This window comes from Bradyrhizobium jicamae (assembly GCF_018130215.1).
Taxonomy (GTDB): domain Bacteria; phylum Pseudomonadota; class Alphaproteobacteria; order Rhizobiales; family Xanthobacteraceae; genus Bradyrhizobium; species Bradyrhizobium jicamae_A.
Window position 1 is genome coordinate 22,937 of the sequence record NZ_JAFCKQ010000047.1, and the last position, 21,646, is coordinate 44,582.

At 64.6% G+C, this 21,646-nt stretch carries 19 protein-coding genes and 1 pseudogene; 6 read left to right on the forward strand and 14 right to left on the reverse strand.

Annotated features, from left to right (window positions below; all coding sequences use genetic code 11):
- Positions 1-97 precede the first annotated feature (97 nt).
- Together JQ586_RS32690 and JQ586_RS32695 are read right to left on the reverse strand one after the other, a co-directional pair.
- Complete coding sequence (locus JQ586_RS32690; RefSeq protein ID WP_212398761.1) at positions 98-1,600, reverse strand: caspase family protein; 1,503 nt, start codon at positions 1,598-1,600, stop codon at positions 98-100.
- A 167-nt stretch (positions 1,601-1,767) separates the two neighbouring features.
- Complete coding sequence (locus JQ586_RS32695; RefSeq protein ID WP_212398762.1) at positions 1,768-3,504, reverse strand: tetratricopeptide repeat protein; 1,737 nt, start codon at positions 3,502-3,504, stop codon at positions 1,768-1,770.
- Between the two features lie 348 nt (positions 3,505-3,852).
- On the opposite strand from JQ586_RS32695, the gene JQ586_RS40770 reads away from it, so the two are divergent.
- From JQ586_RS40770 to JQ586_RS32710, 3 genes are all read left to right on the forward strand, one after another.
- Positions 3,853-4,521 (forward strand): helix-turn-helix transcriptional regulator, encoded by a 669-nt coding sequence (locus tag JQ586_RS40770; RefSeq protein WP_312017046.1) that lies wholly within the window; start codon positions 3,853-3,855, stop codon positions 4,519-4,521.
- Between the two features lie 271 nt (positions 4,522-4,792).
- A complete protein-coding gene (locus JQ586_RS32705; RefSeq protein WP_212398764.1) occupies positions 4,793-6,232 on the forward strand; it encodes a DEAD/DEAH box helicase in 1,440 nt (479 codons plus the stop codon).
- 302 nt (positions 6,233-6,534) lie between these two features.
- On the forward strand, positions 6,535-7,602 hold the full coding sequence (locus JQ586_RS32710) for a GGDEF domain-containing protein (RefSeq protein ID WP_212398765.1): 1,068 nt from the start codon (positions 6,535-6,537) through the stop codon (positions 7,600-7,602).
- A 132-nt stretch (positions 7,603-7,734) separates the two neighbouring features.
- Here JQ586_RS32710 and JQ586_RS32715 read toward each other — a convergent pair whose 3' ends face one another.
- The 10 genes and pseudogenes from JQ586_RS32715 to JQ586_RS40780 all read right to left on the reverse strand — a co-directional run.
- A complete protein-coding gene (locus JQ586_RS32715; RefSeq protein WP_212398766.1) occupies positions 7,735-8,160 on the reverse strand; it encodes a TfoX/Sxy family protein in 426 nt (141 codons plus the stop codon).
- Positions 8,161-8,190: 30 nt separating this feature from the next.
- A complete protein-coding gene (locus JQ586_RS32720) occupies positions 8,191-8,580 on the reverse strand; it encodes an iron-sulfur cluster assembly accessory protein (RefSeq protein ID WP_212398789.1) in 390 nt (129 codons plus the stop codon).
- Between the two features lie 75 nt (positions 8,581-8,655).
- A complete protein-coding gene (locus tag JQ586_RS32725; protein WP_212398767.1) occupies positions 8,656-9,027 on the reverse strand; it encodes an SUF system Fe-S cluster assembly protein in 372 nt (123 codons plus the stop codon).
- Positions 9,024-10,271, reverse strand: a complete 1,248-nt coding sequence (locus JQ586_RS32730) for a cysteine desulfurase (RefSeq protein WP_212398768.1) — start codon at positions 10,269-10,271, stop codon at positions 9,024-9,026. Before JQ586_RS32730 ends, JQ586_RS32725 begins: the two co-directional genes overlap by 4 nt.
- Entirely contained in the window at positions 10,268-11,590 is a 1,323-nt protein-coding gene (sufD, locus tag JQ586_RS32735; protein ID WP_212398769.1) for a Fe-S cluster assembly protein SufD, read from the reverse strand. Before sufD ends, JQ586_RS32730 begins: the two co-directional genes overlap by 4 nt.
- Positions 11,591-11,608: 18 nt before the next feature.
- Positions 11,609-12,361 carry a Fe-S cluster assembly ATPase SufC gene (gene sufC / locus JQ586_RS32740; protein WP_212398770.1) on the reverse strand — a complete coding sequence of 251 codons (753 nt, stop codon included), beginning with the start codon at positions 12,359-12,361 and terminating at the stop codon, positions 11,609-11,611.
- A 59-nt stretch (positions 12,362-12,420) separates the two neighbouring features.
- Positions 12,421-13,917: a Fe-S cluster assembly protein SufB gene (gene sufB / locus JQ586_RS32745; RefSeq protein ID WP_212398771.1), complete on the reverse strand. Its 1,497-nt coding sequence runs from the start codon at positions 13,915-13,917 to the stop codon at positions 12,421-12,423.
- 93 nt (positions 13,918-14,010) lie between these two features.
- On the reverse strand, positions 14,011-15,168 hold the full coding sequence (locus JQ586_RS32750; RefSeq protein WP_212398772.1) for a cysteine desulfurase family protein: 1,158 nt from the start codon (positions 15,166-15,168) through the stop codon (positions 14,011-14,013).
- A 33-nt stretch (positions 15,169-15,201) separates the two neighbouring features.
- Entirely contained in the window at positions 15,202-15,750 is a 549-nt protein-coding gene (locus tag JQ586_RS40775; protein ID WP_249148497.1) for an acyltransferase family protein, read from the reverse strand.
- Positions 15,751-15,832: 82 nt separating this feature from the next.
- Positions 15,833-16,411, reverse strand: a pseudogene (locus JQ586_RS40780) (acyltransferase family protein); the annotation flags it as partial.
- A gap of 42 nt (positions 16,412-16,453) precedes the next feature.
- Between JQ586_RS40780 and JQ586_RS32760 the strand changes: the two are divergent.
- Positions 16,454-17,410: a LytTR family DNA-binding domain-containing protein gene (locus tag JQ586_RS32760; protein ID WP_212398773.1), complete on the forward strand. Its 957-nt coding sequence runs from the start codon at positions 16,454-16,456 to the stop codon at positions 17,408-17,410.
- A 283-nt stretch (positions 17,411-17,693) separates the two neighbouring features.
- Positions 17,694-18,341: an alpha/beta hydrolase gene (locus JQ586_RS32765; RefSeq protein WP_212398774.1), complete on the forward strand. Its 648-nt coding sequence runs from the start codon at positions 17,694-17,696 to the stop codon at positions 18,339-18,341.
- A 10-nt stretch (positions 18,342-18,351) separates the two neighbouring features.
- On the opposite strand, the gene JQ586_RS32770 is transcribed toward JQ586_RS32765, so the two are convergent.
- Together JQ586_RS32770 and JQ586_RS32775 are read right to left on the reverse strand one after the other, a co-directional pair.
- On the reverse strand, positions 18,352-19,029 hold the full coding sequence (locus JQ586_RS32770) for a glutathione S-transferase family protein (protein ID WP_212398775.1): 678 nt from the start codon (positions 19,027-19,029) through the stop codon (positions 18,352-18,354).
- 84 nt (positions 19,030-19,113) lie between these two features.
- Positions 19,114-20,217: an anhydro-N-acetylmuramic acid kinase gene (locus tag JQ586_RS32775; RefSeq protein ID WP_212398776.1), complete on the reverse strand. Its 1,104-nt coding sequence runs from the start codon at positions 20,215-20,217 to the stop codon at positions 19,114-19,116.
- A 149-nt stretch (positions 20,218-20,366) separates the two neighbouring features.
- Here JQ586_RS32775 and tyrS point away from each other — a divergent pair, with 149 nt between their 5' ends.
- Positions 20,367-21,620 (forward strand): tyrosine--tRNA ligase, encoded by a 1,254-nt coding sequence (gene tyrS, locus JQ586_RS32780; protein ID WP_212398777.1) that lies wholly within the window; start codon positions 20,367-20,369, stop codon positions 21,618-21,620.
- The last annotated feature ends 26 nt before the right edge of the window (positions 21,621-21,646 follow it).

The following is a 21,646-nucleotide window of genomic DNA, read 5'->3' on the forward strand; positions in this document are numbered from 1 at the left end:
TCGTTTCTCGGGCCTCGGAGTCTAACGCCGATCGGACGGGAAGGATGCAAGACTACCTCATGCAAGACTACCTCATGCAAGACTATCTCATGCAGGACTATCTCCGGAATGTCTTGATCTCCGACACGCTGCCGTCCCGGTAGGTCAGTTCGACCGAGACCGACCTGGTCTGCGGCGCGAGCTTCAGATAGGGCTGCGCGTCGGACGGGATCATGCTCGGGTCACGCGGGTCGCAGGTCGGCATCTTCAGCACTCTGTCCGGCACCGCGGTATCGATGCCGATGCGCACCTCGCGGATCGCGCAGCGATACGACATCAGGTGGGTGTAGTAGACCAGGAGACCATTGAACTCGCGGAACGACAGCCAGCTTGTCGCAGTCATGTCGAGGATCTTGCGCTGGTCGCGGATCAGCGCCGCCTCGGGATCGAACCGGATCGGGAACGGTCCCTGCATCTCGCCCTGCGCGTCGACATAGCGCAGCTGGATCGTGCCTGCCGGTGCATCGGCCGGCAGCTCGATCGACGGATTGGGCATCCGCTTGCGCGTGCGCGGATCGAGCGTGTCGATGAAGCCGGTCTCGCGGAAGTCACCGCCATCACCCATCCGCCACGAAATCCCGAGCGCCGGGTCGGCGATCGAGAATACGACCGTCCAGCCGCCATTGTGCCTTGAGAAGCTCGCGATCGGGGCGTTGACGGCCTCGTCCTTCGGCAGCTTCGGCACCGCTACCGGCGGCAACGCCGCCAGCTGCTGCGGCGGCGGCGCGGCTGATGGCACGGCGTCGGCCGGCGCTTTCGCGACGCCGTTCAGGAAGACGTCGTCGACCATCTGGTCGAAATAGACCGGGATCTGCTTGTGCTTGACGGTGTCGGCCATCTCGCTGACCAGCCGCCGCGTGTGCTGCGCGACCTGCACGAGATTCTCGCCGGGCTGCAGCAGCTCCCTGGCAAAGGTGCGCGTAAACACCGAATTGGGATTGGCGTCGTCGTTCGACAGGCGGTCGAGCGCGGTCTGGCGCGGCCCGGCCGAGAACACAGAGAACACGCCCTCGGGCAATTGCGTCATCGGTGCAAGCCCGCCGCCGCCTGCAACTGCGCGTGTACCCGCCCGCTCGAACGGGTTGTTGCGGCAGGCATCGAACACGAGAATCGAGGTCCGCGCCTTCTTGTTCTGCAGCCGCTCGATGATGCGGTCGGCGAGCACCGAGGCATCGCGCACCAGCTCCTCCTGCCCCTCGGTCGCGGCCGGCACGTCGGTCGGCAGCAGGAAATTCTGTCCGGCGATCTCGAAGCCGTGGCCGGCATAGAAGAAGAATGCAGTGTCGCCGGGCTCGACGGCACGGTCGAAGGCGAGCAACGTTTCAGAGAAGGCCTGGCGGTTCAAATTCTCGGCTACCATGACGCTGAAGCCGAGCTGCTTCAGCGTATCGCCCATGGTGCGGGCATCGTTGACGGCCTTCTGCAGCTTGGGCACGTTCCTGTAGTCATTATTGCCGATCACGAGCGCGACGCGCTTGTCAGCGTGGGCGGGCACCGCCAGCGCGATGAAGACCGCCGCCGAGGTGGTGATTCTAGAAAAGCTCGAGAGCCAGCGCGTCATCCTGTTCCCCACCTGCACGACGGACCGGCAGCTTTGCGGCCGCCGGATAATAGTCGGACCAGCCGTTTGGCCGGTTCAAGGCCGCGCGCCCGGCAAACCGTTCTCACCGGCCGCGGCGGGCCGACGGCCGGGCACCTCCGTCCTGAGCGCGGAAGCTCCTGCAAGGATCAGCTTTCTGGCAATCCTGCCGCGACCATCAGGCGGATGATCTGCCGGGTTGCCTCGAGGAAAACCGGACTGGCTCCCCCGGTCGCCCCCGAGACATTGAGCGCCGTCGTACCGGGTCGCAATCTCAACCCTTGGTTCATGGCCGCCCTTGCTTCGTCGGTTCGACCCAGTTTCTGATAGGCCGCAGCCAGCAGCATGTGCGAGCGACCGGATGCGGGGGTGATGGCAATCGATCGTTGCAGCCACGGCAACGCATCGTCGTAGCGGCCCATGGTCGCGTTCGCCCATCCGGCGCCGAGCAACCACGTCCAGCGCGAGACTTGCGGCGTATCGTAACGGTCGGCTTGCTGGAATGTCGCAAGCGCATCCTCAAAGCGGCCAAGGTAGATCTGCCCGAGGCCGACGAGGTAGAGGGCAAGCCCGTCCCACGGGTCGAAATTCAGCGCCCGCGAGCAGGTCACGAGGCTTTCGACGAAATGGTTGGTGGCACTGAGGAAGCGGCAATAGGTTTCGAGCACGGGGATCGAATTGGGCCTCGCGCGCAGAGCCCGCTCCAGGGTCGCACCGGCATGGGCCTCGGCCGCGCGCGCGTCGTCCGGGCTGTACCACACCATCTGGATGCCACGCAGTTGAAGCGCCGCCAGCGCGACAGCGAGATCGACATTGTCGGGCTCGGCGACGAGCGCTTTCTCCAGCATCGTCTGCGCCATGCCGAAGCGCTCACGCGAGGTCTGGTTGATCGACGCCGTCGCTTGCTCGATGACGGTTTTGGCGCTGCCGGCGGCGGAAGAGGCTGCAGCTGACGCATCGCTGCCCTCCAGAAGTCCGTTCAGGCGAACCGCCAGCAGGTGGCCCACGCCCGCGGCCAGCCGCGACTGCTCGAGTTGCGCATCAAGCTCGTTGACATCGACAGAGACCGTGGCGACCGTCTGAACTTCGCCGGTTGCTGTCCTGATCAGGCGCGCCCGCAGGATCCACGCCTGCTCGGCGCGCTGCAGTTCGCCACGCACTTCAAAGTCCGGCGGTGCTGACGGTGCGGACGCCGGTTCCGCCCGCGCCCCCGCCGCTTCGTACCTCGGCGCGATGACCCGGATATTCTCGATCCGGGCAAGGCCATCGGCGAGGCGGTCGGTCACGCCGGCCGCAACGGCCGCGCCGCGAGCATCGTTGCCCGCCTCCCCGATCGGCGCCATCGCGACGATCGAGGGCGTCCGCTTGAAGATCAGGGAAGGTCGCAGGACCGGAGCCGCAACGGCGATTCCAATAATGGCGCAGAGACCTGCGCCCAAGGCTATGGCCGTCGGACCACGCTGACCGAACAGGGATCTTGGCGATCTTCCCGGTCCAAACACCGGCTCGGCGCTCGCGACCCGCCCGGCGTTGGTGGCCGGGATGGGTGGTGCCGCCTCGTTGCCGGCCGGACCGCCGTCCGTGCCCGTCGAAACCTCGGCCTCGAACAGATAGCCGCGGCCGGATACCAGTTTGACGAGTTGCCGCCGGTCGTCGCCGAGCGCAGCGCGAACCTCGCGAATGCATTGAAACAGACTGTCGTCGGCGACGTGGACGTTCGGCCAGATCGCCTCGAACAATTCCTGTTTGCTCAGCACGCGCCCGGCATTGGCCGCGAACAAATGCAGCATGTCGAAGGACTTCGGTCGCAGCCGAATCTGCTCGCCATCGGGACCGCGCAGCCGAGCCTGCAGCGGATCGAGTTCAAACCCCGCGAAACGAAGCACCTCGCCCTCACACCCTCGCAAATTACGCTTTTGCCGGTGCGAAAGCGAATATCAGAAAAATTTCAGAAATGTCGGCAGGAGCTTACCAAGACACTCACCCACCAACATGACAAGACTCGCGGCAATATTTCGACTGCCGGAATGCTTGGCAAGGGGGGCCTGACACGATGGTCGGGGCATTGCGGCAGAGACCGGGGCTGCGCCGATCATCTCCCGCGACCATCCAGCAAGATTTCGGCTCTTACACTTTTCGTGCGCGCAATGAGAAGGCGCCGCGCGGACGACTGATGATGGCAGCCGGCGTCGCCGTGAATGACGGGCTTTGGCCGGCGGAGGAGTGACGCGCTCATGCGTGGAGAACACGAGCATGATTTCAGCGAGACGCCAGCCACAGCCGGATCGCCTCCGCTCAACGGTTTCGACCTGGGTACCGATCCGACTCCTGGGCGCACCCGGCAACCGCTCGTCACGACATCGGCCGATCACGGCTTCGCCGCGCTGCGCGACGCCTGTGCCGTCGATCTCGGTGAGGCCATGCGGATCGGCGATGCGGCGAGCATCCCGCCTCTGGCCGAGGCGATGGCCGACTTCGCGCTGATCGATCGTGGAGCAATCAGGCCGGGCAGCCGGAGCGCCCAGCACGCCTTCCGCGTCGGTCGCCTCTGCCTGGCGCGCCGCCTGATCGCCCGCCATCTGTCGAAGTCCACCCTTTCGCCGGCCATGATCGCGGCGCTGCTCGGCGTGTCGGTCCGCCACGTCCACATGCTGTTCGAAACGACGGGGAAGAGCTTCTCGCACACCGTCATCGCCTTGCGCATGGCGGAGAGCCGCCGCCTGCTGCGCGAAACTCCGCCGCGGCCGATCGCAGAGATCGCCCATGCTTGCGGGTTCGGCAGCCTGGCGACCTTCTATCGGGTCTTCAATGCGTCCATGGGCCTGACGCCGCGCGAGTTCAGGGCGCAGCGCGACACGGACCCGCTTCCCGCTATCCAGCCGTCTCGGATGGCGCGGCGATGAGTCATTTGACGGCAAAATGACGGAAAAGACGCTTATTTATTCGAAAACATTAAGCTTTTTGGCCGTTCTGGCCCGTTCCAAGATTGACTTTACCGGTTTCGCGCCTATGTTCCGGCCAACGCGGCCCCGGATCGAAACGCGATTCGTGAGGCTTGCCGCCCGTCAGCGTTAGTCAGAGCCCCCGAGCTTTTTTGCGAAGCGAGCCGTTTCGGGGCCGAACGCGACAGCCTTTTACCTTCGATTCCGAACGGCGGTATCGACCAGAGGCTCAATGTCCTTTTCCAATCTAGGCCTTTCCGACAAGGTTCAAGCCGCAGTAGCGGCAGCAGGTTACACCACCCCTACCCCCATCCAGGAACAGGCGATCCCCCACGTCCTTGCCCGCCGCGACGTGCTCGGCATCGCCCAGACCGGCACCGGCAAGACCGCCGCCTTCGTGCTCCCGATGCTCACGATCCTCGAGAAGGGCCGCGCCCGGGCACGAATGCCGCGCACCCTGATCCTCGAGCCGACCCGCGAGCTTGCCGCCCAGGTGAAGGAGAACTTCGACAAATACGGCGCCGGCCAGAAACTCAACGTGGCGCTGCTGATCGGCGGCGTCTCGTTCGGCGACCAGGACTCCAAGCTGACGCGCGGCGTCGACGTTCTGATCGCAACCCCCGGACGCCTGCTCGACCACACCGAGCGCGGCGGATTGCTGCTCACCGGCGTCGAACTCCTGGTGATCGACGAAGCCGACCGGATGCTCGACATGGGCTTCATCCCCGACATCGAACGCATCTGCAAACTCGTCCCCTTCACGCGGCAGACCCTGTTCTTCACTGCGACGATGCCGCCGGAAATCAGCCGCATCACCGACGCCTTCCTGCACAACCCGGCCAAGGTCGAAGTCTCGAGGCCCGCGACAACGGCGGTGACGGTGACCCAGTCGCAAGTCCCCGCCGGGCGCGAGCCGCATCAGAAGCGCGAGATCCTCCGCCGCCTGCTGCGTGAAGCCAAGGATCTCAACAACGCGATTATCTTCTGCAATCGCAAGCGCGAAGTCGCCGTTCTTCACAAATCGCTGCAGAAGCACGGCTTCAGCGTTGGTGCCCTCCATGGCGACATGGACCAGACCGCCCGCATGGCCGCGCTGGACCAGTTCCGCAAGGGCGAACTGCCGCTTCTCGTGGCCTCCGACGTTGCCGCCCGCGGCCTCGATATTCCCGCCGTCAGCCACGTCTTCAATTTCGACGTCCCGCATCATCCCGACGACTATGTCCACCGCATCGGCCGCACCGGCCGCGCGGGCCGCACCGGGACCGCGATCTCCATCGTCACCCCGCTCGACAGCAAATCGATCGCCGCGATCGAGAAGCTGATCGGCCAGCAGATCCCGCGCGCCGAGGGCGACTACACAGTCAACAGCGAGTCGTCCGACGATGCCGACGCGCCGCGCAAGTCGCGCAGTCGCGACGGCTCACGTGACAGTGCCCGCGGCGGTCGCAAGCCACGCCGCGAGCGCGAGCCGCGTCATGACCGGGAGCCCCGCCACGACCGTGAGCCGCGTCATGGCCGCAATGCATCGCAGCAGCCGCAGACGGAAACGTCGCACGTGCCGTCGATCGGCCGCAGCGAGCCGCGACGGCCGCAGCGCGAGGCGGACCACGAGCCCGCCGATCATTCGCATCTGCCGGCGTTCCTGCTCCGCCCTGTGCGCGCGCGCGTCTGAGGCTCAGACTTTGGTCTGATCGGTCTCGGACCAAAGGCGGTCTCGTCGCGATTTGCTTGCGCGTTGTCCGCTCGCTGGAAGCAAACGGGACGCGCATTGGCGCGCGGATGGCTTCACAAGCGAAAGCCACGCAAACGATACGCCTGATCTGCGCGAAATCAGGCGTGCTCTGATGTACCCCGCCGCGCTTTCCGTAATTCTACTGTTTACCTCGCCTTCATTCTCGTCCCGTACCCTTGCGCCGATAATTTAGTCATTGCTGCCGGAGCTCAACCGGCGCCGCTCGTATTGGGGACGTAACAGTGGTCAAGCTGCTGGACGAACACGAACGCACGCTCGCTTTTGCCGAAGTCGCGCTCGGCCAGATCCGCTCCCTTCGCCAGACCGCCGTTCCCCGCAACTACGAGATCTGGTACGTCTACGCCACCGGCTACAACGCCGCCCTCAACAAGATCATCAACGAGACGCTGGCGCGCAGCGGCAAGCTGAGCGAATCCGATCTCGAGCAGATCTACGAGACCTATCTCTCGCATATCAAGACCTCCGACCGCATCGACAAGGTCGGTGCCCGCGTGATCGGCGAGATCGACGACGTCATGAAGTTGATCACCGAAGCGCTCGGCGTTGCTGCGGTCTACGATGCCAGCCTGGTCGGCGCCAGCGACAGACTGGCGACCGCGACGACCCACGAACAGGTCAAGGCGATCGTCGAGAGCCTGGCAAAATCGACCCGCGAAATGCGCGAGACCAACCAGACGCTGGAGAACCGGCTGGCGCAGTCGAAATCCGAGATCAGCGACCTTCAGCACAGCCTCGAGGCGATCCGCGCCGAGAGCCTGACCGATCCGCTGACCGGCCTCGGCAACCGGAAATACTTCGACCGCTCGATCGAGATGGCGGTGCAGAGCGCGCTGACGACCGCCGAACCGCTGTCGCTCCTGATGTTCGACATCGACCATTTCAAGTCGTTCAACGATTCCTACGGCCACCTGACCGGCGACCAGGTGCTGCGGCTGGTGGCGCAGTCGCTGAAGCAGACCATCAAGGGCCAGGACATCACCGCCCGCTATGGCGGCGAGGAATTCGCGGTGGTGCTGCCCAACACCGCGCTGCGCCAGGCGCTCACAGTCGCGGACCACATCCGCCGCGCGGTGATGGCGAAGGAATTGAAGAAGAAGTCGACCGGAGAGATCCTCGGCCGTGTCACGATCTCGGTCGGCGTCTCCATGCTGAAGGTCGGCGACGACACCGACTCGCTGATCGAGCGCGCCGACGCCTGCCTCTATGTCGCCAAGCGCGCGGGCCGCAACCGGGTCATCTGCGAAGCCGATCCGGAATTCAACGCCGAAACGCAGACTCGCGTGGCGTGATCTCCCTGAGCTCCCTGCGCCGGCATTGCGAACGAAGCGAAGCAACCCATTTCCCCACTCGGGGATGAACGGATTGCTTCGTCGCTTCGCTCCTCGCAATGACGGGCCGAATGCGTTCGCAGCCCTCGGCGGTCAAGACTTTTTCTTCGTGCGCTTCTTCGCAGGCCTTTTCGCCACGGCCTTCTTGCCCACCATCTTCTTCACCGGCGGCTTCGCAGTGCGCACCCGTGGCCGTTTGCGCAGGGCGGCGCGCTGGGCTGCGCCCAGCGCCAGCCGTGCCCAGACCGCAAGCTCCTCCGTGTCGTCAAACAGCCGCGCCGGCAACTGCCAATAGGAGTTGACCATGACGGTCTTGGAGCGCGTCTGATACTGGAACGGCTTCGATCCCTCCGCCTCGAATTGCGGAATGGTCTCGTCGTCAGCGCGGAGATAGAGGCCGGCACGCAGGGCCAGCGCGAAATTGGTGCCGTCGGCGGAGATGCCGTAGCCGGAGAACATCCGGCGCAGCGTGACCGGTCCGAAATCTCTGAACAGGTCTGTCAGGAATTCGCGGTCCATTCAGCCATCGCCATCCCTGGACGACCTCGATCAAACCGTCGCGGGCTTGAGCTGAACCGACTCGCCGCAGCCGCAGGCGGAGACCTGGTTCGGATTGTTGAACACGAACTGGGCCTGCATCTTGTCGGCCTTGTAGTCCATTTCGGTGCCAAGCAGGAACAACACGGCCTTGGGGTCGACAAGGATCTTCACGCCCTTGTCCTCGACCACTTCGTCGGTCGGGCGGATCTCATGGGCATATTCGACGGTATAGGACTGTCCGGCGCAGCCGCCGTTCTTGATGCCGACCCGCAGGCCGACGATCTCGGAATCCGCGCGCCTGGTCAGCTCGGTGATGCGCTCCGCCGCGGCATCGGTCAGTTTCATGACCTGCGGGCGCGGCCGCTTCGGCTTGGCTGGGGTTGTTGAGGCTTGCGTCATGTCATTCATGTGGTCAGTCCCAGCGGCAAATCAATTGCCGGTCTTGCTCGAGCCTAGTTTCAATCCCCTAACGCATCACCACATATTGAGGACGAGGCGCGCCTCGTCCGACATCCGATCAGGTGTCCAGGCCGGATCCCACACCAGGTTGACGCTCACGACACCGACACCGGGAACGCTCGCGACCGCGTTCTCGACCATCGTCGGCAGCTCACCCGCGGCCGGGCAGTTCGGCGTGGTCAGCGTCATCACGATGTCGACGCCGCGGTCGTCCTTCAGCTCGACCTTGTAAATGAGGCCGAGCTCATAGATGTCGGCCGGGATCTCCGGATCGAACACCGTCTTCAGCGCGGCGACGATCTCGCCGCTCAGGCGCTCGGTCTCCTCCGCAGGCAGCGCGGAGGTGGTTTCCATGGTGGCCGTCTTGACTTCGGCTGTGTCGGTCATGCGAACAAATCCCGCGCCTTGAGCAGCGCCTGCGCCAGATGGTCGACTTCTTCCCTGGTATTATACATCCCGAACGAAGCGCGGCAGGTGGCCGTGACGTTGAACCGCTCTAAAAGCGGCATCACGCAATGGGTGCCGGCGCGTACGGCAACGCCCTGGCGGTCGATCACCGTCGCGACGTCATGCGGATGCGCGCCCTTCATGTCGAACGAGATCACCGGACCCTTGTTGCGGGCGGTGCCGATCAGGCGCAGCGAATTGATCTCGCGCAGCCGGTCCTGGGCATAGGTCAGCAAATCGTGCTCGTGAGCCGCGATGCGCTCCTTGCCGATCGAATTGACGTAGTCGATCGCAGCACCAAGCCCGATCGCCTCGACGATCGGCGGGGTGCCGGCCTCGAACTTGTGCGGCGGGTCTCCATAGGTGACCCAGTCCCTGGCGACCTCGCGGATCATCTCGCCGCCGCCGTTGAACGGCCGCATCGCCATCAGGTGCTCGTGCTTGGCGTAAAGCGCACCGATGCCGGTCGGCCCATAAACCTTGTGGCCGGTGAAGGCGTAGAAGTCGCAGTCGAGGTCCTGCACGTCGACAGGCAGATGCACGGCGCCCTGGGCGCCGTCGACCAGCACCGGAATGCCGCGGGCATGGGCGAGCCGGATCACCTCCTTGACCGGGACCAGCGTGCCGAGCGCGTTCGACATCTGGGTGATCGCGACGATCCTGGTGCGCGGCGTCAGGAGCTTCTCGAACTCCTCGATCAGGAAGTTGCCCTCGTCGTCGACCGGCGCCCACTTGATCACCGCTCCCTGGCGTTCCCGCAGGAAGTGCCATGGAACGATGTTGGAATGGTGCTCCATGATCGAGAGGACGATCTCGTCGCCCTCCTTGATGTTGGGTCCACCGAACGACGCCGCCACGAGGTTGATCGCCTCGGTGACATTGCGGGTGAAGACGATCTCTTCATTGCGGCGGGCGTTGATGAACTTCGCCACCTTGCCGCGCGCGCCCTCATAGGCCTCGGTCGCGGCATTGGCGAGATAATGCAGCCCGCGATGCACGTTGGCGTATTCGCTCTTGTAGGCCTCGGTCATGCGGTCGAGCACCGCGGTCGGCTTCTGCGCCGAAGCGGCGTTGTCGAGGTAGACCAGCGGCTTGCCGTAGACCTGCATCGCCAGCGCCGGAAAATCCTCCCGCACGCGGGCGACGTCGTAGGCACCGTTGAGAACCGCCGGATGCATGGTCACGCCCTCGCCTCCAGCCAGCGCCGCGCGGCCGCGATCGCAACCTCGCGCAAGGTATCGCTGGCAATCGTCTCGATCGCCTCGCCGACGAAGGCCTGGATCAGAAGCGCCTGCGCCTCCTTCTCCGGCAGCCCGCGGGCGCGCATGTAGAACAGGAGGTTCTCGTCGAGTGCACCGGTGGTCGCACCATGACCGCAGGTGACGTCATCGGCGAAGATCTCGAGTTCCGGCTTGTTGTCGGCTTCCGCTTCGTCGGAGAGCAGCAGCGCGCGGGTCATCATCTTGGCGTCGGTCTTCTGGGCATGGGGACGCACGATGATGCGGCCCTGGAACACCGAATGGGCGCGATCGTCGACGACGGCGCGGAATATCTCGCGGCTGTCGCAATGCGGCACCGCGTGATCCAGCAACAGCGTGGTGTCGGCGTGCTGCTTGCCGTTGATCAGATTGACGCCGTTGGTCTCGACCTTCGAGCCCTCGCCTGCGAAAGCCACCGTGAGCTGGTAGCGGCTGACATGGGCGCCGGTGGTCATGCCGAACGTGTTGAAATGGGCGTGCGCGCCGAGCGAGACGGTCGCGGACGAGATGTTGAAGGCGCCGGTTGCGTCCTCGACCAGACGGACGTGGTCGAGTCGCGCATCGTCGCCGATCGCGACGACCAGCGCGTCGTGCGCCTGATAGGCGGTAGCGCCGTCGGCGGCGAGATAGCTCTCGACCAGGGTCGCGACGGCGTCGCGGCCGAGACGAAGCAGCGAACGCGTGACGATGGCACCCGGCGCAGCGGCGGACGCGATGTGTACGATCTGCAGCGGCTGCGTCAGCACCGTCCCGTTGGCGACTTCGATGACGACGCCGTCGGTCGCAAGCGCCGCGTTGAGCGCGATCATCGGGTTGGAACTGTCAGCCGTGAAAGCCTGTCCCGAGAGCGCATCGCCTGCCTCGAGCACGTCGCGAAGCGGCCGGATGGTCAGGCCCTTCTGCAGCCCGGCCAGATCAGACAGGTCAGGCGCGAACACGCCGTCGACCAGCACGAGACGGCGCACGCCCTCGATCGCCTGCGCTTTCGCGGTGCCCGCGGCGCGGTCAAGTGCGGTCGCATCCGGCTGCGGCGCAAGCGGCAGCACCTCGCGCATCAGCGCGCGCAGATCGGTGTATTTCCAATCCTCGATCCGCCGGTGCGGCAGGCCCATGCGTTCATAGGCCTCGAACGCCTGGCGCCGCAGATCTGATATCGCACCCTTGCCCGGCAGCCTGTCGCGCGCGACGGCAAATGCATCGCCAAGCGCGCGTCCGGTCCCGGTCTTTGCCACAACAACGTTCATCGCAAAATCCGTTCCGCGTCAGGCAGCGTCTTCGAACTGCGCGTAGCCGGACTCTTCCAGCTCCAGCGCCAGCTCCTTGCCACCGCTCTTGACGACCCGGCCCTTCGACATCACGTGCACGACATCGGGCACGATATAGTTGAGCAGCCGCTGATAGTGGGTGATCACGACCATCGCGCGATCCGGCGAGCGCAGCGCGTTGACGCCGTCGGCCGCGATCCGCAGCGCATCGATGTCGAGGCCGGAATCCATTTCATCGAGGATGCAGACGGCCGGCTCGAACAGCGCCATCTGCAAGATCTCGTTGCGCTTCTTCTCGCCGCCGGAAAAGCCGACATTGACGCCGCGCTTGAGCATGTCCTGCGGGATGTTCAGCGACTTGGCGACCTCGCGGACCTTCTTGAGGAAGGCCGGCGACGAGATCTCGTCCTCGCCGCGCGCCTTGCGCTGCGCATTCAATGCAGCATGCAGGAAATTCCAGGTGGTGACGCCGGGAATCTCGACCGGATACTGGAACGCCAGGAACACGCCCTTCGCGGCGCGCTCGTTGGGATCCATCTCCAGGAGGTCCTCGCCCCTGAACAGGATCTGTCCGCCGGTCACCTCATAGCCGGGCTTGCCGGCGATGACATGCGAGAGCGTGGACTTGCCGGAGCCATTCGGCCCCATGATCGCATGCACCTCGCCCGGATTCACCGAGAGCGAGAGCCCGTGGAGAATCTCGCGCTCATCGACGCGGACTTTCAGATCTTTCACTTCAAGCAATGACATCACATTCTTCCTGAGCGTCATCCCGAGGCGCGTCAGCCGCGACCCTGCAAAGGGATGGATTAACCGACCGAACCCTCGAGACTGATCGAGATCAGCTTCTGCGCTTCCACCGCGAACTCCATCGGCAGTTGCTGCAGCACGTCCTTCACGAAGCCGTTGACGACGAGGCCGACGGCCTCCTCCTGAGACAGGCCGCGCTGGATGCAGTAGAACAGCACGTCCTCGGAGATCTTCGAGGTCGTGGCCTCGTGCTCGAACGTTGCCGAGGAATTCTTGGCCTCGACGTAGGGCACGGTGTGCGCGCCGCATTTGTCGCCGATCAGAAGCGAGTCGCAGGCGGTGTAGTTGCGCGCGCCGGTAGCCTTGCGATGCGCGCTGACGAGCCCGCGATAGGTGTTCTGCGACTTGCCGGCGGCGATACCCTTGGAGATGATCCGGCTCGACGTGTTCTTGCCGAGATGGATCATCTTGGTGCCGCTATCGACCTGCTGGAAGCCGTTCGAGATCGCGATCGAGTAGAACTCGCCGCTCGAATTGTCACCGCGCAGGATGCAGCTCGGATATTTCCAGGTGATGGCCGAGCCGGTCTCGACCTGGGTCCATGAGATCTTGGAATTCCTGCCGCGGCAGTCGCCACGCTTGGTGACGAAATTGTAGATGCCGCCCTTGCCCTCGGAGTTGCCGGGGTACCAGTTCTGCACCGTCGAATACTTGATCTCGGCGTCATCGAGCGCGACGAGCTCCACGACGGCGGCATGCAACTGGTTCTCGTCGCGCTGCGGCGCGGTGCAGCCTTCGAGATAGGAGACGTAGGAGCCCTTGTCGGCGATGATCAGGGTGCGCTCGAACTGGCCGGTGTTGCGCTCGTTGATGCGGAAATAGGTCGACAGCTCCATCGGGCAGCGTACGCCCTCCGGCACGTAGACGAACGAGCCGTCGGAGAACACCGCCGAGTTCAGCGTCGCGAAGTAGTTGTCCGAGGTCGGCACCACGCTGCCGAGATATTTCTGCACCAGCTCGGGATGCTCGCGGATCGCTTCCGAGATCGGCATGAAGATCACGCCGGCCGCCTTCAGCTCCTTCTGGAACGTGGTCGCGACCGAGACCGAGTCGAAAACGGCGTCGACCGCGATCTTGCGATTCGCCGACGGCGCGCCACCCGGCGGCGGCTCGACGCCCTCGAGGATCGCGACCTCGCGCAGGGGAATGCCGAGCTTCTCGTAGGTCTTGAGGATTTCCGGATCGATCTCGTCGATCGAGGACAGCGTCTTCTTCGGCTTCGGCGCCGCGTAGTAATAGATGTCCTGGTAGTCGATCTTGGGATAGTCGACGCGCGCCCAGGTCGGCTCGGTCATGGTCAGCCAGCGGCGGAACGCCTCCAGGCGCCATTCCAGCATCCAGGCCGGCTCATTCTTCTTGGCTGAGATGAAGCGGACGGTGTCTTCCGACAGCCCCTTTGGAGCCTTGTCGGACTCGATCAGGGTCTCAAACCCATAACGATACTGGTCGACGTCGATGCGCCGGACGCGCTCGACCGTCTCTTGTACAGCAGGCATTCAATCCTCCGCTCGCGGTTTCAAGGACCGCGGTGGATCTCAGTTCCGAACGTCTATCACGAAGCTTGTGGGACGAAACGGGCTTAGAACGGTTCAAGCCGTGTTTCGTCGCTCCCCTCTAACTAAGGTATCGGCGAGCTTTCGCCAAGCCTTGAGGGCCAATTCCACGTCTGTCTCTGATGTAGACCAGCCCAGACTGAGCCGCACCGCTCCTTGTGCAACATCCGAACGGTATCCCATTGCCGCGAGCACATGGGAGGGCTGCACCTTGCCCGACGAGCACGCCGAGCCGGAGGACACGGCCACCCCGGCAAGGTCGAATCCGATCACCGCCGTCTCGGCCTTCATCCCCGCTGCAGTGAACAGAATGGTATTGGGTAACCTTTCGATGTGATCCGAGAACACAATTGTGCCCGGGGTCTCCCGCAACCCTTGCTCGAGACGGTCGCGCAGGACCCTTACCCGGCCAGCATCGTCGCCGAGCGCGGCCATCGCCGCCGCGGCCGCCGCACCAAAGGCGGTAATCCCGGTGACGTTCTCCGTCCCGGCCCGGCGCCCCAGCTCCTGCCCGCCGCCGCGAAGCAGCGCCTCCAGCCCCTCCACGCCCTCGGCCACGACAAGCGCGCCGACACCCTTGGGGCCGCCGATCTTGTGCGCCGACAAGGTCAGCATGTCAGCGCCCGTCGACCCCAGATCGAACGGGATCTTGCCGAAGGCCTGGATGGCGTCGACATGCAACAGCCCGCCGGCCGCATGGACGATGTCGGCAACCTCTGCGACCGGCTGAATCGCCCCGGTCTCGTTGTTGGCCAGCATCACCGATACCAGTGCCGGCCCGCCATCCGCGAGCAGCGCGCGCAGATGACCGAGATAGATGACGCCCGTGCTCGTGACACGGATTTGCTCGATCGCACCGGCTGCAAACCGTCCACCGGCCAGCACCGAGGCGTGCTCGATCGCCGAGACCAGCAGCCGCACGACCGGCGCAGCCGCACCGCGCCGCAAGCGCGGGGTCAGCGCCAGCGCATTGGCTTCCGTTCCGCCCGACAAGAACACCACATCCTGCGGCCGCCCCCCGACCGCCTGCGCGATCGTGCCGCGGGCATCCTCGACCAGACGCCTTGCCTTGCGGCCCTCGCTGTGCACCGACGACGGGTTGCCGCTCTGGTCCCACGCGGCCACCATCGCCGCCTTCGCTTCGGGGCGAAGCGGCGTGGTTGCGTTCCAGTCGAGATAGACGCGGTCGGCCATGCGCCGTCTTAGCACCTTTTGCGCGACGTCAAATCATTCCGCAGCCTGGCTGCGAGCCTGCAGCAACGCCGGCCGCGAGGTCATCATCTTCAGGCCGAACAGCGGCCGGAGGATGTTCACGCGCCGCACGACCTCATAGGTCACCGCACAGGACGCCGCCGTGCCCGCGATCACGACCGACGCTTCGAGCCAGGCCGGCAGGTCGTAGCCGTGCAGCGCATGCGCGATCATGATGATCGCGGTCTGATGCACGATATAATATGGGAAGATCGCATCCGTCAGGTATCGTCGCGCCGCCGAATCCGCCGTCAGCCAGCGCCGGGCAAAGCCGAGCACGGCCACGATGCAGAACCATTGGTAGCAGCCATAGGCGACGCCGACATAGACCTTCGGGATTCCGCGCCCCATCGATATCAGCACGAGGAAGGACGCGAACACGGCCGTAGCGAGCGCCAGGGCAAGCCAGCGCTGCCGTTCGATGCTGTCCCAGACGGTCTCCGCGCGGGCCAGCCCGAAGCCGAGCAGGAAGACGGTGGCGTACTGCGCGTGATCGTACCAGTCGCCGAAGAGTGCATGCGTCATGGGAAAGGCCGGATAGATAGGCTGCAAACAGCAGCGCCGGCAGCACCACGATCCTCACGCCGGCGAACGCGATCGCAAGCCCGCGCTCGATCCAGCCGAGCAGGCCGGGCAGCGCCAACAACGCCGCACCGAAAGCCATCGTGTAGATCCAGAGGTAGACGACGAACCAGAGATGGTTCCAGGTCGGCAGGACGATGCAGGGGTTCGGACAGAATTCCTTTCCGAACGCAAGGTAGTGCCGCAGGTAGAAATCGACGAAACCGGCGGGGTAGCCAAGCGCCTCCACGATCTGGTCATAAGATTGCACCGGCACGATCGCGAGCATGCCGAACACCAGCGGGATCAAGAGCCGCACCGACCGCGCACGGAGCAGCGGCGGCAGCCTGTATTTCTGCAGCATGAACCGGGTGGCGACGCCCGACACCAGGAACAGCAGCGCCAGCCGCCACGGATTGAGCACCAGCATCAGCGGCTCCAGCGCCGTGATCCGGTGAACGCTCTTGATGTGGAACCCCCAGGATACGTAGAGCATCCCGACGTGGTAGAAGATCAAAAGCCCGAAGGCGGCTATCCGGACCCAGTCGAGATCAACCCGCCGCACCTCGCGATCGCGTGGCGCTCGATCGGGCCCGATGTCGGCGGTCTGTGATATGTCTGTCATGGCTTGGTCCTTGGCTTGATCCTGTGTTGCGCTGATAACCGCATGTCCGACGTCAAAAATGCGCCCGAAAACCCCGGCGTCGAGCCGGTTTGGGATCAGAACCAGGCCTCCTGGGATGAGTCGTCGCCGCGTGGGACGAACGGTTGGCTGCGCGGGATGACTGGTCGCGATCTCCGGTTCTATGCGCCAACGGTGGCGATCGCGCTGACGGTCGGTTTGGTGAACGCGCTGACGTCAGCGCAGGACAGCGCCTGGCGCGGCAACCCTTACGACCTCCGGACACCCCTGCTCTGGGAGATGTCGAGCGTCGCGGTGATCATCCTGCTGTCGCCGATCCTGCTCGCCGCCGTCAGACGCATGCGCCGCCTGTCGGGCTGGCCGCTTCGGATCGCGCTGGCCGCAACCGCGATCGTCGTCTTTTCGGCCCTGCACATCCTCGGAATGGTTGTTATCCGCAAACTCGCGCTGCTGCTCGCCGGCGGCTCCTATGATTTCCACCTATCGGTCACGACCCTGCTCTACGAGTTCCGCAAGGACGTCTTGAGCTGCGTGCTGATCGGCGGGACGTTCTGGCTGTTCGACGAACGCCTAAGCGCACGCCAGGCCCCGTTGATGCAACCTGTCCCGCAACGGGCGGATTCCGACGCGGAGCCGGCGCCCGCGATGATCTGGCTGCGCGATGGCGCGACGCGGACCCGGATCGAGCCGCGCGACCTGATCTCGGTGAGCTCTGCGGGAAACTATGTCGAATACAGCCTGACCAACGGCAGCAGCCATTTGATCCGCGGCACGCTCGCTGCGGCCGAGTCAGAGCTCGCGCGCTTCAATCTCACGCGCATCCACCGCACCCGCCTCGTCAATCTCGATCGCGTCACCGCAGTCGCGGTGAAGCCGTCGGGCGACTTCGAGCTGACCTTCGACAATGGGCTGGTGATTCAGGGCAGCCGTCGCTACCGGGGTGCGCTTGTCGGACTGGACCGGGCGCATTCTGCGAACTGAGCTGTCCGATGCCGGGGCATCCCTGCGTTTTCCACGTCTGATCAAAAGCTTATGCTGCTTCCATGATTTGGCGACGGAAGCCGGCGGGTGCACAAAATCCTTGATTTTTGCCCCATTGCTCATGCTAGAAGGCGGCCTCAAAGTTCAACAGCGCCCCGCGTGGGCATCGTTCAACCGACGCCGATCACCCTTTCGTCGAGCCGCTTCGTCTGCCGGGTGCCGATGAAGTCAGCTGACATTCGGTCGATGCGCATGGATCAACCGAAGGATCACAGAGATCGCGATGCCTGAAGTCATTTTCACCGGTCCCGCCGGCCGCCTCGAGGGCCGCTACCATCCCGCCAAGCAGAAGAACGCGCCGATCGCGATGATCCTGCATCCGCATCCCCAGTTCCACGGCACGATGAACCACCAGATCGTGTACCAGTGCTACTATGCGTTTGCGCATCGCGGCTTCTCGGTGCTGCGTTTCAATTTTCGCGGCGTCGGTCGTAGCCAGGGCTCGTTCGATCACGGCACCGGCGAATTGTCTGACGCCGCAAGCGCGCTCGACTGGGCACAGGCGATCAATCCGGAAGCGCGGGCCTGCTGGGTCGCCGGCTTCTCGTTCGGCGCCTGGATCGGCATGCAGCTTTTGATGCGCCGGCCCGAGGTCGAGGGCTTCATCTCGATCGCGCCGCCCGCCAATCTCTACGATTTCTCGTTCCTCGCGCCCTGCCCCTCCTCGGGCCTGATCGTGCATGGCGACAGGGATGCGGTGGTGCCGCCCAAGGACGTCAACACCCTGGTCGAGAAGCTGAAGACGCAAAAGGGTATCGTGATCGATCAGCAGGTCATCCCCGGCGCCAACCATTTCTTCGACGGCAAGCTCGAGCCGCTGATGGAGACGGTGACCGGCTATCTCGACATGCGTCTCGCCAACGTGCGGTAAGCGACGCTCGCTACGCCGCGAGCTTCAACATGTGCGCATTGTAGCGCCCGAGGAACGCGCGCAGCAGATCCGGATAATCCGACGAGACGGCGCTGCGCACGCTCGGTCGCTGCGCCAGTGCCGCACGCCATATCCGCACCTTCGGCGTATCGGCGAACACCGCAAGATCGGCCAGTTGGTCGAAAACGTCGAAATAGCGGAAGATCGGCGCGAACACCGCATCGACCAGGCTGAACGCCTCGCCGGCGAAGAACGGGCCCGCCCCGAGCGCAGCATCGACACGCGCGAACTTCGCGGCGACCGCCTGCCGCTTGCCTTCGAACGTTTCAGCATCGGTGGTGGTCTCGAGCCCCCAGAGATCGCTCAGGATCGCCGAGCCGAACTCCATCCAGGCACGATGCTCGGCACGAACGAGCGCATCCTGCGGATGCAGCCTGGCGCCTGATTGCGTCTCCTCGATGTATTCGCAGATCACGTTGCTCTCGAACAACGCGACCTCGCTGCCGTCGTCGCCGGACACGACCAGGACCGGCACCTTGCCGAGCGGCGAGATCTTCAGGAACCAGTCCGGCTTGCTGGCGAGATCGATATCGATCCGCTCGAACGGCACGCCCTTCTCGGTCAGCGCGATCACCGCTCGCTGCACGTAGGGGCAAAGCTTGTGACTGATCAGTTTCAGGGCGGCCATGGCGAACCTCGCGAGATTAATGCACTTGCATCTAATTACATGCAAGTGCATTAAACCGTCAAGGTCGATGCGTCAGCATCCACATCACGGCCGCGCGATAACCCCTCCGGTCATCGGGATCGCCACGCCCGTGGTGGCGGGATAGCTGAGCGGCAGGCCTTTCAGGCCGCGCGCGGCGAGGAAGCCGAAGGCCTGGGCCTCGATCGCATCCGACGCCCAGCCCAGCCTCTCGGCGGGCTCGACGGTCGCCGGCGCCAGACGCTCGCGCAGCATCCGCAGCATGGTCAGGTTGGAGGCGCCACCCCCGGCAATGATCCAGCTCCTCGGCCGCTTCGGCAGCAGCGGCACGATGCGGGCGATCGCGGCGGCGGTGAAGGCTGTCAGCGTCGCAGCACCGTCGGCGGGCGGCATGGCGCCCAGCCTGAGACTGGCAAAGTCGTTGCGGTCGAGCGATTTCGGCGGCGGCTTGGCGAAGAACGGCAACCTCAGCGCCTGCGCGATCCACCCCTCGTCCGGCCTGCCCTGCGCTGCAAACCGACCCTCGGTGTCGAACGGCTGGTGCATCTCGCGGTACATGAAGTCGTCGAGCAGCGCGTTGCCGGGCCCGGTGTCGCAGGCGATCAACGTGTCCGCACCGTCGATATAGGTGATGTTGGAGACGCCGCCGACATTGACCACGACGATCGGCCCCTCGCGGTTCAACGATTGCGCCAGCGCCCGGTGATAGACCGGCACGAACGGCGCGCCCTGCCCGCCGGCCTCGACGTCGGCGGCGCGGAAGTCGTGCATGACGGGGACGTGGATGGCCTTGGCGAGTGCCGGGGCGTCGCCGATCTGCACCGTCAGCCGCCGCTCGGGGCGGTGCAGCACGGTCTGGCCATGGAACCCGACGATGTCGATATCCTGGGCAGTGATCCGGTTCTGTGCCGTGAAGGCCGCGACCGCCTCGGCATGCGCGATTGTGACGGCTTGCTCCGCCTGCCGCAGAATCCCCGGCCGCGCATCGCGCTGCGGCAAGTGGGCAGCCTCAACCAGTGCCTGCCGCAGCAGGCTGCGTTCGCCCTCGGTATAGGGCCGATAGCCGGTGGGGCCGAAGGCCTTGACCTGGCGGCCGTCGGTCTCGATCAGCGCTACGTCGACCCCGTCGAGCGAGGTGCCGCTCATGAGACCGAGTGCGGTTAGCATCATCGAAGATCAGCCCCAGCCGGGAACCCGGCTTGTCTCAAACAAGTACATCCTATAATGCCACAGCGCGTCCGCCTGCGGCAGCTTATCGACCATGGTTCCGCAAATAGATGCAAAAACCGTAAAACAAGAATGATCTGAGTCGCAGACACATGACGGCATTTAAATCGGATTTCCTGAATACTTTACAGGAACGCGGCTTCATCCACCAATGCTCCGACTTCGAGGGGTTGGACGCGCTGGCCGCGAAGGGCGAGGCAACCGCCTATGTCGGCTATGACTGCACCGCACCGTCGCTGCACATCGGCAACTTCCTCACCATGATGATGCTGTACTGGCTGCAGCAGAGCGGCAACAAGCCGATTACCCTGATGGGCGGCGGCACCACCATGGTCGGCGACCCCTCCGGCAAGGACGAGACGCGCGCAATGCGCACGGTCGCGGAGATCGAGGCCAACAAGGCGTCGATCCGCGGCGTGTTCGCCAAGGTGCTGCGCTATGGCGACGGCCATGCCGACGCCATCATGCTCGACAATGCCGAATGGCTGACCAAGCTGAACTGGATCGAGATGCTGCGCGATGTCGGCCGCCACTTCTCAGTCAACCGCATGCTGACGATGGACTCGGTGCGGCTCCGGCTCGAGCGCGAGCAGGAGATGAGCTTCATCGAGTTCAACTACATGGTCTGCCAGGCCTACGACTTCACCGAGCTGTCGCGCCGCGTCGGCTGTCGGTTGCAGATGGGCGGTTCCGACCAGTGGGGCAACATCGTCAACGGCGTCGACCTCGGCCGCCGCATGGGCACGCCGCAATTGTTCGCGCTGACCACGCCGCTACTCACCACCGCTTCCGGCGACAAGATGGGCAAGACCGCGAAGGGCGCGGTGTGGCTCAACGCCGACCAGTTCTCGCCCTACGATTTCTGGCAATACTGGCGCAATGTCGAGGACGCCGACGTCGTCAAGTTCCTCAAGCTGTTCACGGTGCTGCCGATCAGCGAGATCAACAGGCTCGCCGCACTCGGCGGCAGCGAGATCAACGAGGCCAAGAAGGTGCTCGCGACCGAAGCGACCGCCCTGCTCCATGGTCGCGATGCCGCTGTCGAGGCCGCCGAGACCGCGCGCCGCACCTTCGAGGAAGGCGCGCTGGCCGAGACGCTGCCGACGGTCGATATTCCACGCGGCGAATTTGCGGCCGGCCTCGGCGTGCTTGCGGCCTTCGTCAAGGCCGAGCTCGTCGCCTCCAACGGCGAAGCGCGCCGCCAGATCAAGGGCGGCGGACTGCGGGTCAACGACGTTGCGGTCACCGACGAGAAGATGGTTCTGACTTCGGCCAACCTCACGCCCGAAGGCGTCGTCAAGCTGTCGTTCGGCAGGAAGCGCCACGTCCTGCTCAGGCCCGCATAGGCGCATTCGGATTTGTCGGTTGTAGG

Coding starts and splice junctions, on each gene's coding strand:
- JQ586_RS32690 (WP_212398761.1), bottom strand. CDS start 1,600: ATGACGCGCTGGCTCTCGAGCTTTTCTAGAATCACCACCTCGGCGGCG.
- JQ586_RS40770 (WP_312017046.1), top strand. CDS start 3,853: ATGCGTGGAGAACACGAGCATGATTTCAGCGAGACGCCAGCCACAGCC.
- JQ586_RS32705 (WP_212398764.1), top strand. CDS start 4,793: ATGTCCTTTTCCAATCTAGGCCTTTCCGACAAGGTTCAAGCCGCAGTA.
- JQ586_RS32715 (WP_212398766.1), bottom strand. CDS start 8,160: ATGGACCGCGAATTCCTGACAGACCTGTTCAGAGATTTCGGACCGGTC.
- JQ586_RS32720 (WP_212398789.1), bottom strand. CDS start 8,580: ATGACGCAAGCCTCAACAACCCCAGCCAAGCCGAAGCGGCCGCGCCCG.
- JQ586_RS32725 (WP_212398767.1), bottom strand. CDS start 9,027: ATGACCGACACAGCCGAAGTCAAGACGGCCACCATGGAAACCACCTCC.
- sufD (WP_212398769.1), bottom strand. CDS start 11,590: ATGAACGTTGTTGTGGCAAAGACCGGGACCGGACGCGCGCTTGGCGAT.
- sufC (WP_212398770.1), bottom strand. CDS start 12,361: ATGTCATTGCTTGAAGTGAAAGATCTGAAAGTCCGCGTCGATGAGCGC.
- sufB (WP_212398771.1), bottom strand. CDS start 13,917: ATGCCTGCTGTACAAGAGACGGTCGAGCGCGTCCGGCGCATCGACGTC.
- JQ586_RS32750 (WP_212398772.1), bottom strand. CDS start 15,168: ATGGCCGACCGCGTCTATCTCGACTGGAACGCAACCACGCCGCTTCGC.
- JQ586_RS40775 (WP_249148497.1), bottom strand. CDS start 15,750: ATGACGCATGCACTCTTCGGCGACTGGTACGATCACGCGCAGTACGCC.
- JQ586_RS32760 (WP_212398773.1), top strand. CDS start 16,454: ATGTCCGACGTCAAAAATGCGCCCGAAAACCCCGGCGTCGAGCCGGTT.
- JQ586_RS32765 (WP_212398774.1), top strand. CDS start 17,694: ATGCCTGAAGTCATTTTCACCGGTCCCGCCGGCCGCCTCGAGGGCCGC.
- JQ586_RS32770 (WP_212398775.1), bottom strand. CDS start 19,029: ATGGCCGCCCTGAAACTGATCAGTCACAAGCTTTGCCCCTACGTGCAG.
- JQ586_RS32775 (WP_212398776.1), bottom strand. CDS start 20,217: ATGATGCTAACCGCACTCGGTCTCATGAGCGGCACCTCGCTCGACGGG.
- tyrS (WP_212398777.1), top strand. CDS start 20,367: ATGACGGCATTTAAATCGGATTTCCTGAATACTTTACAGGAACGCGGC.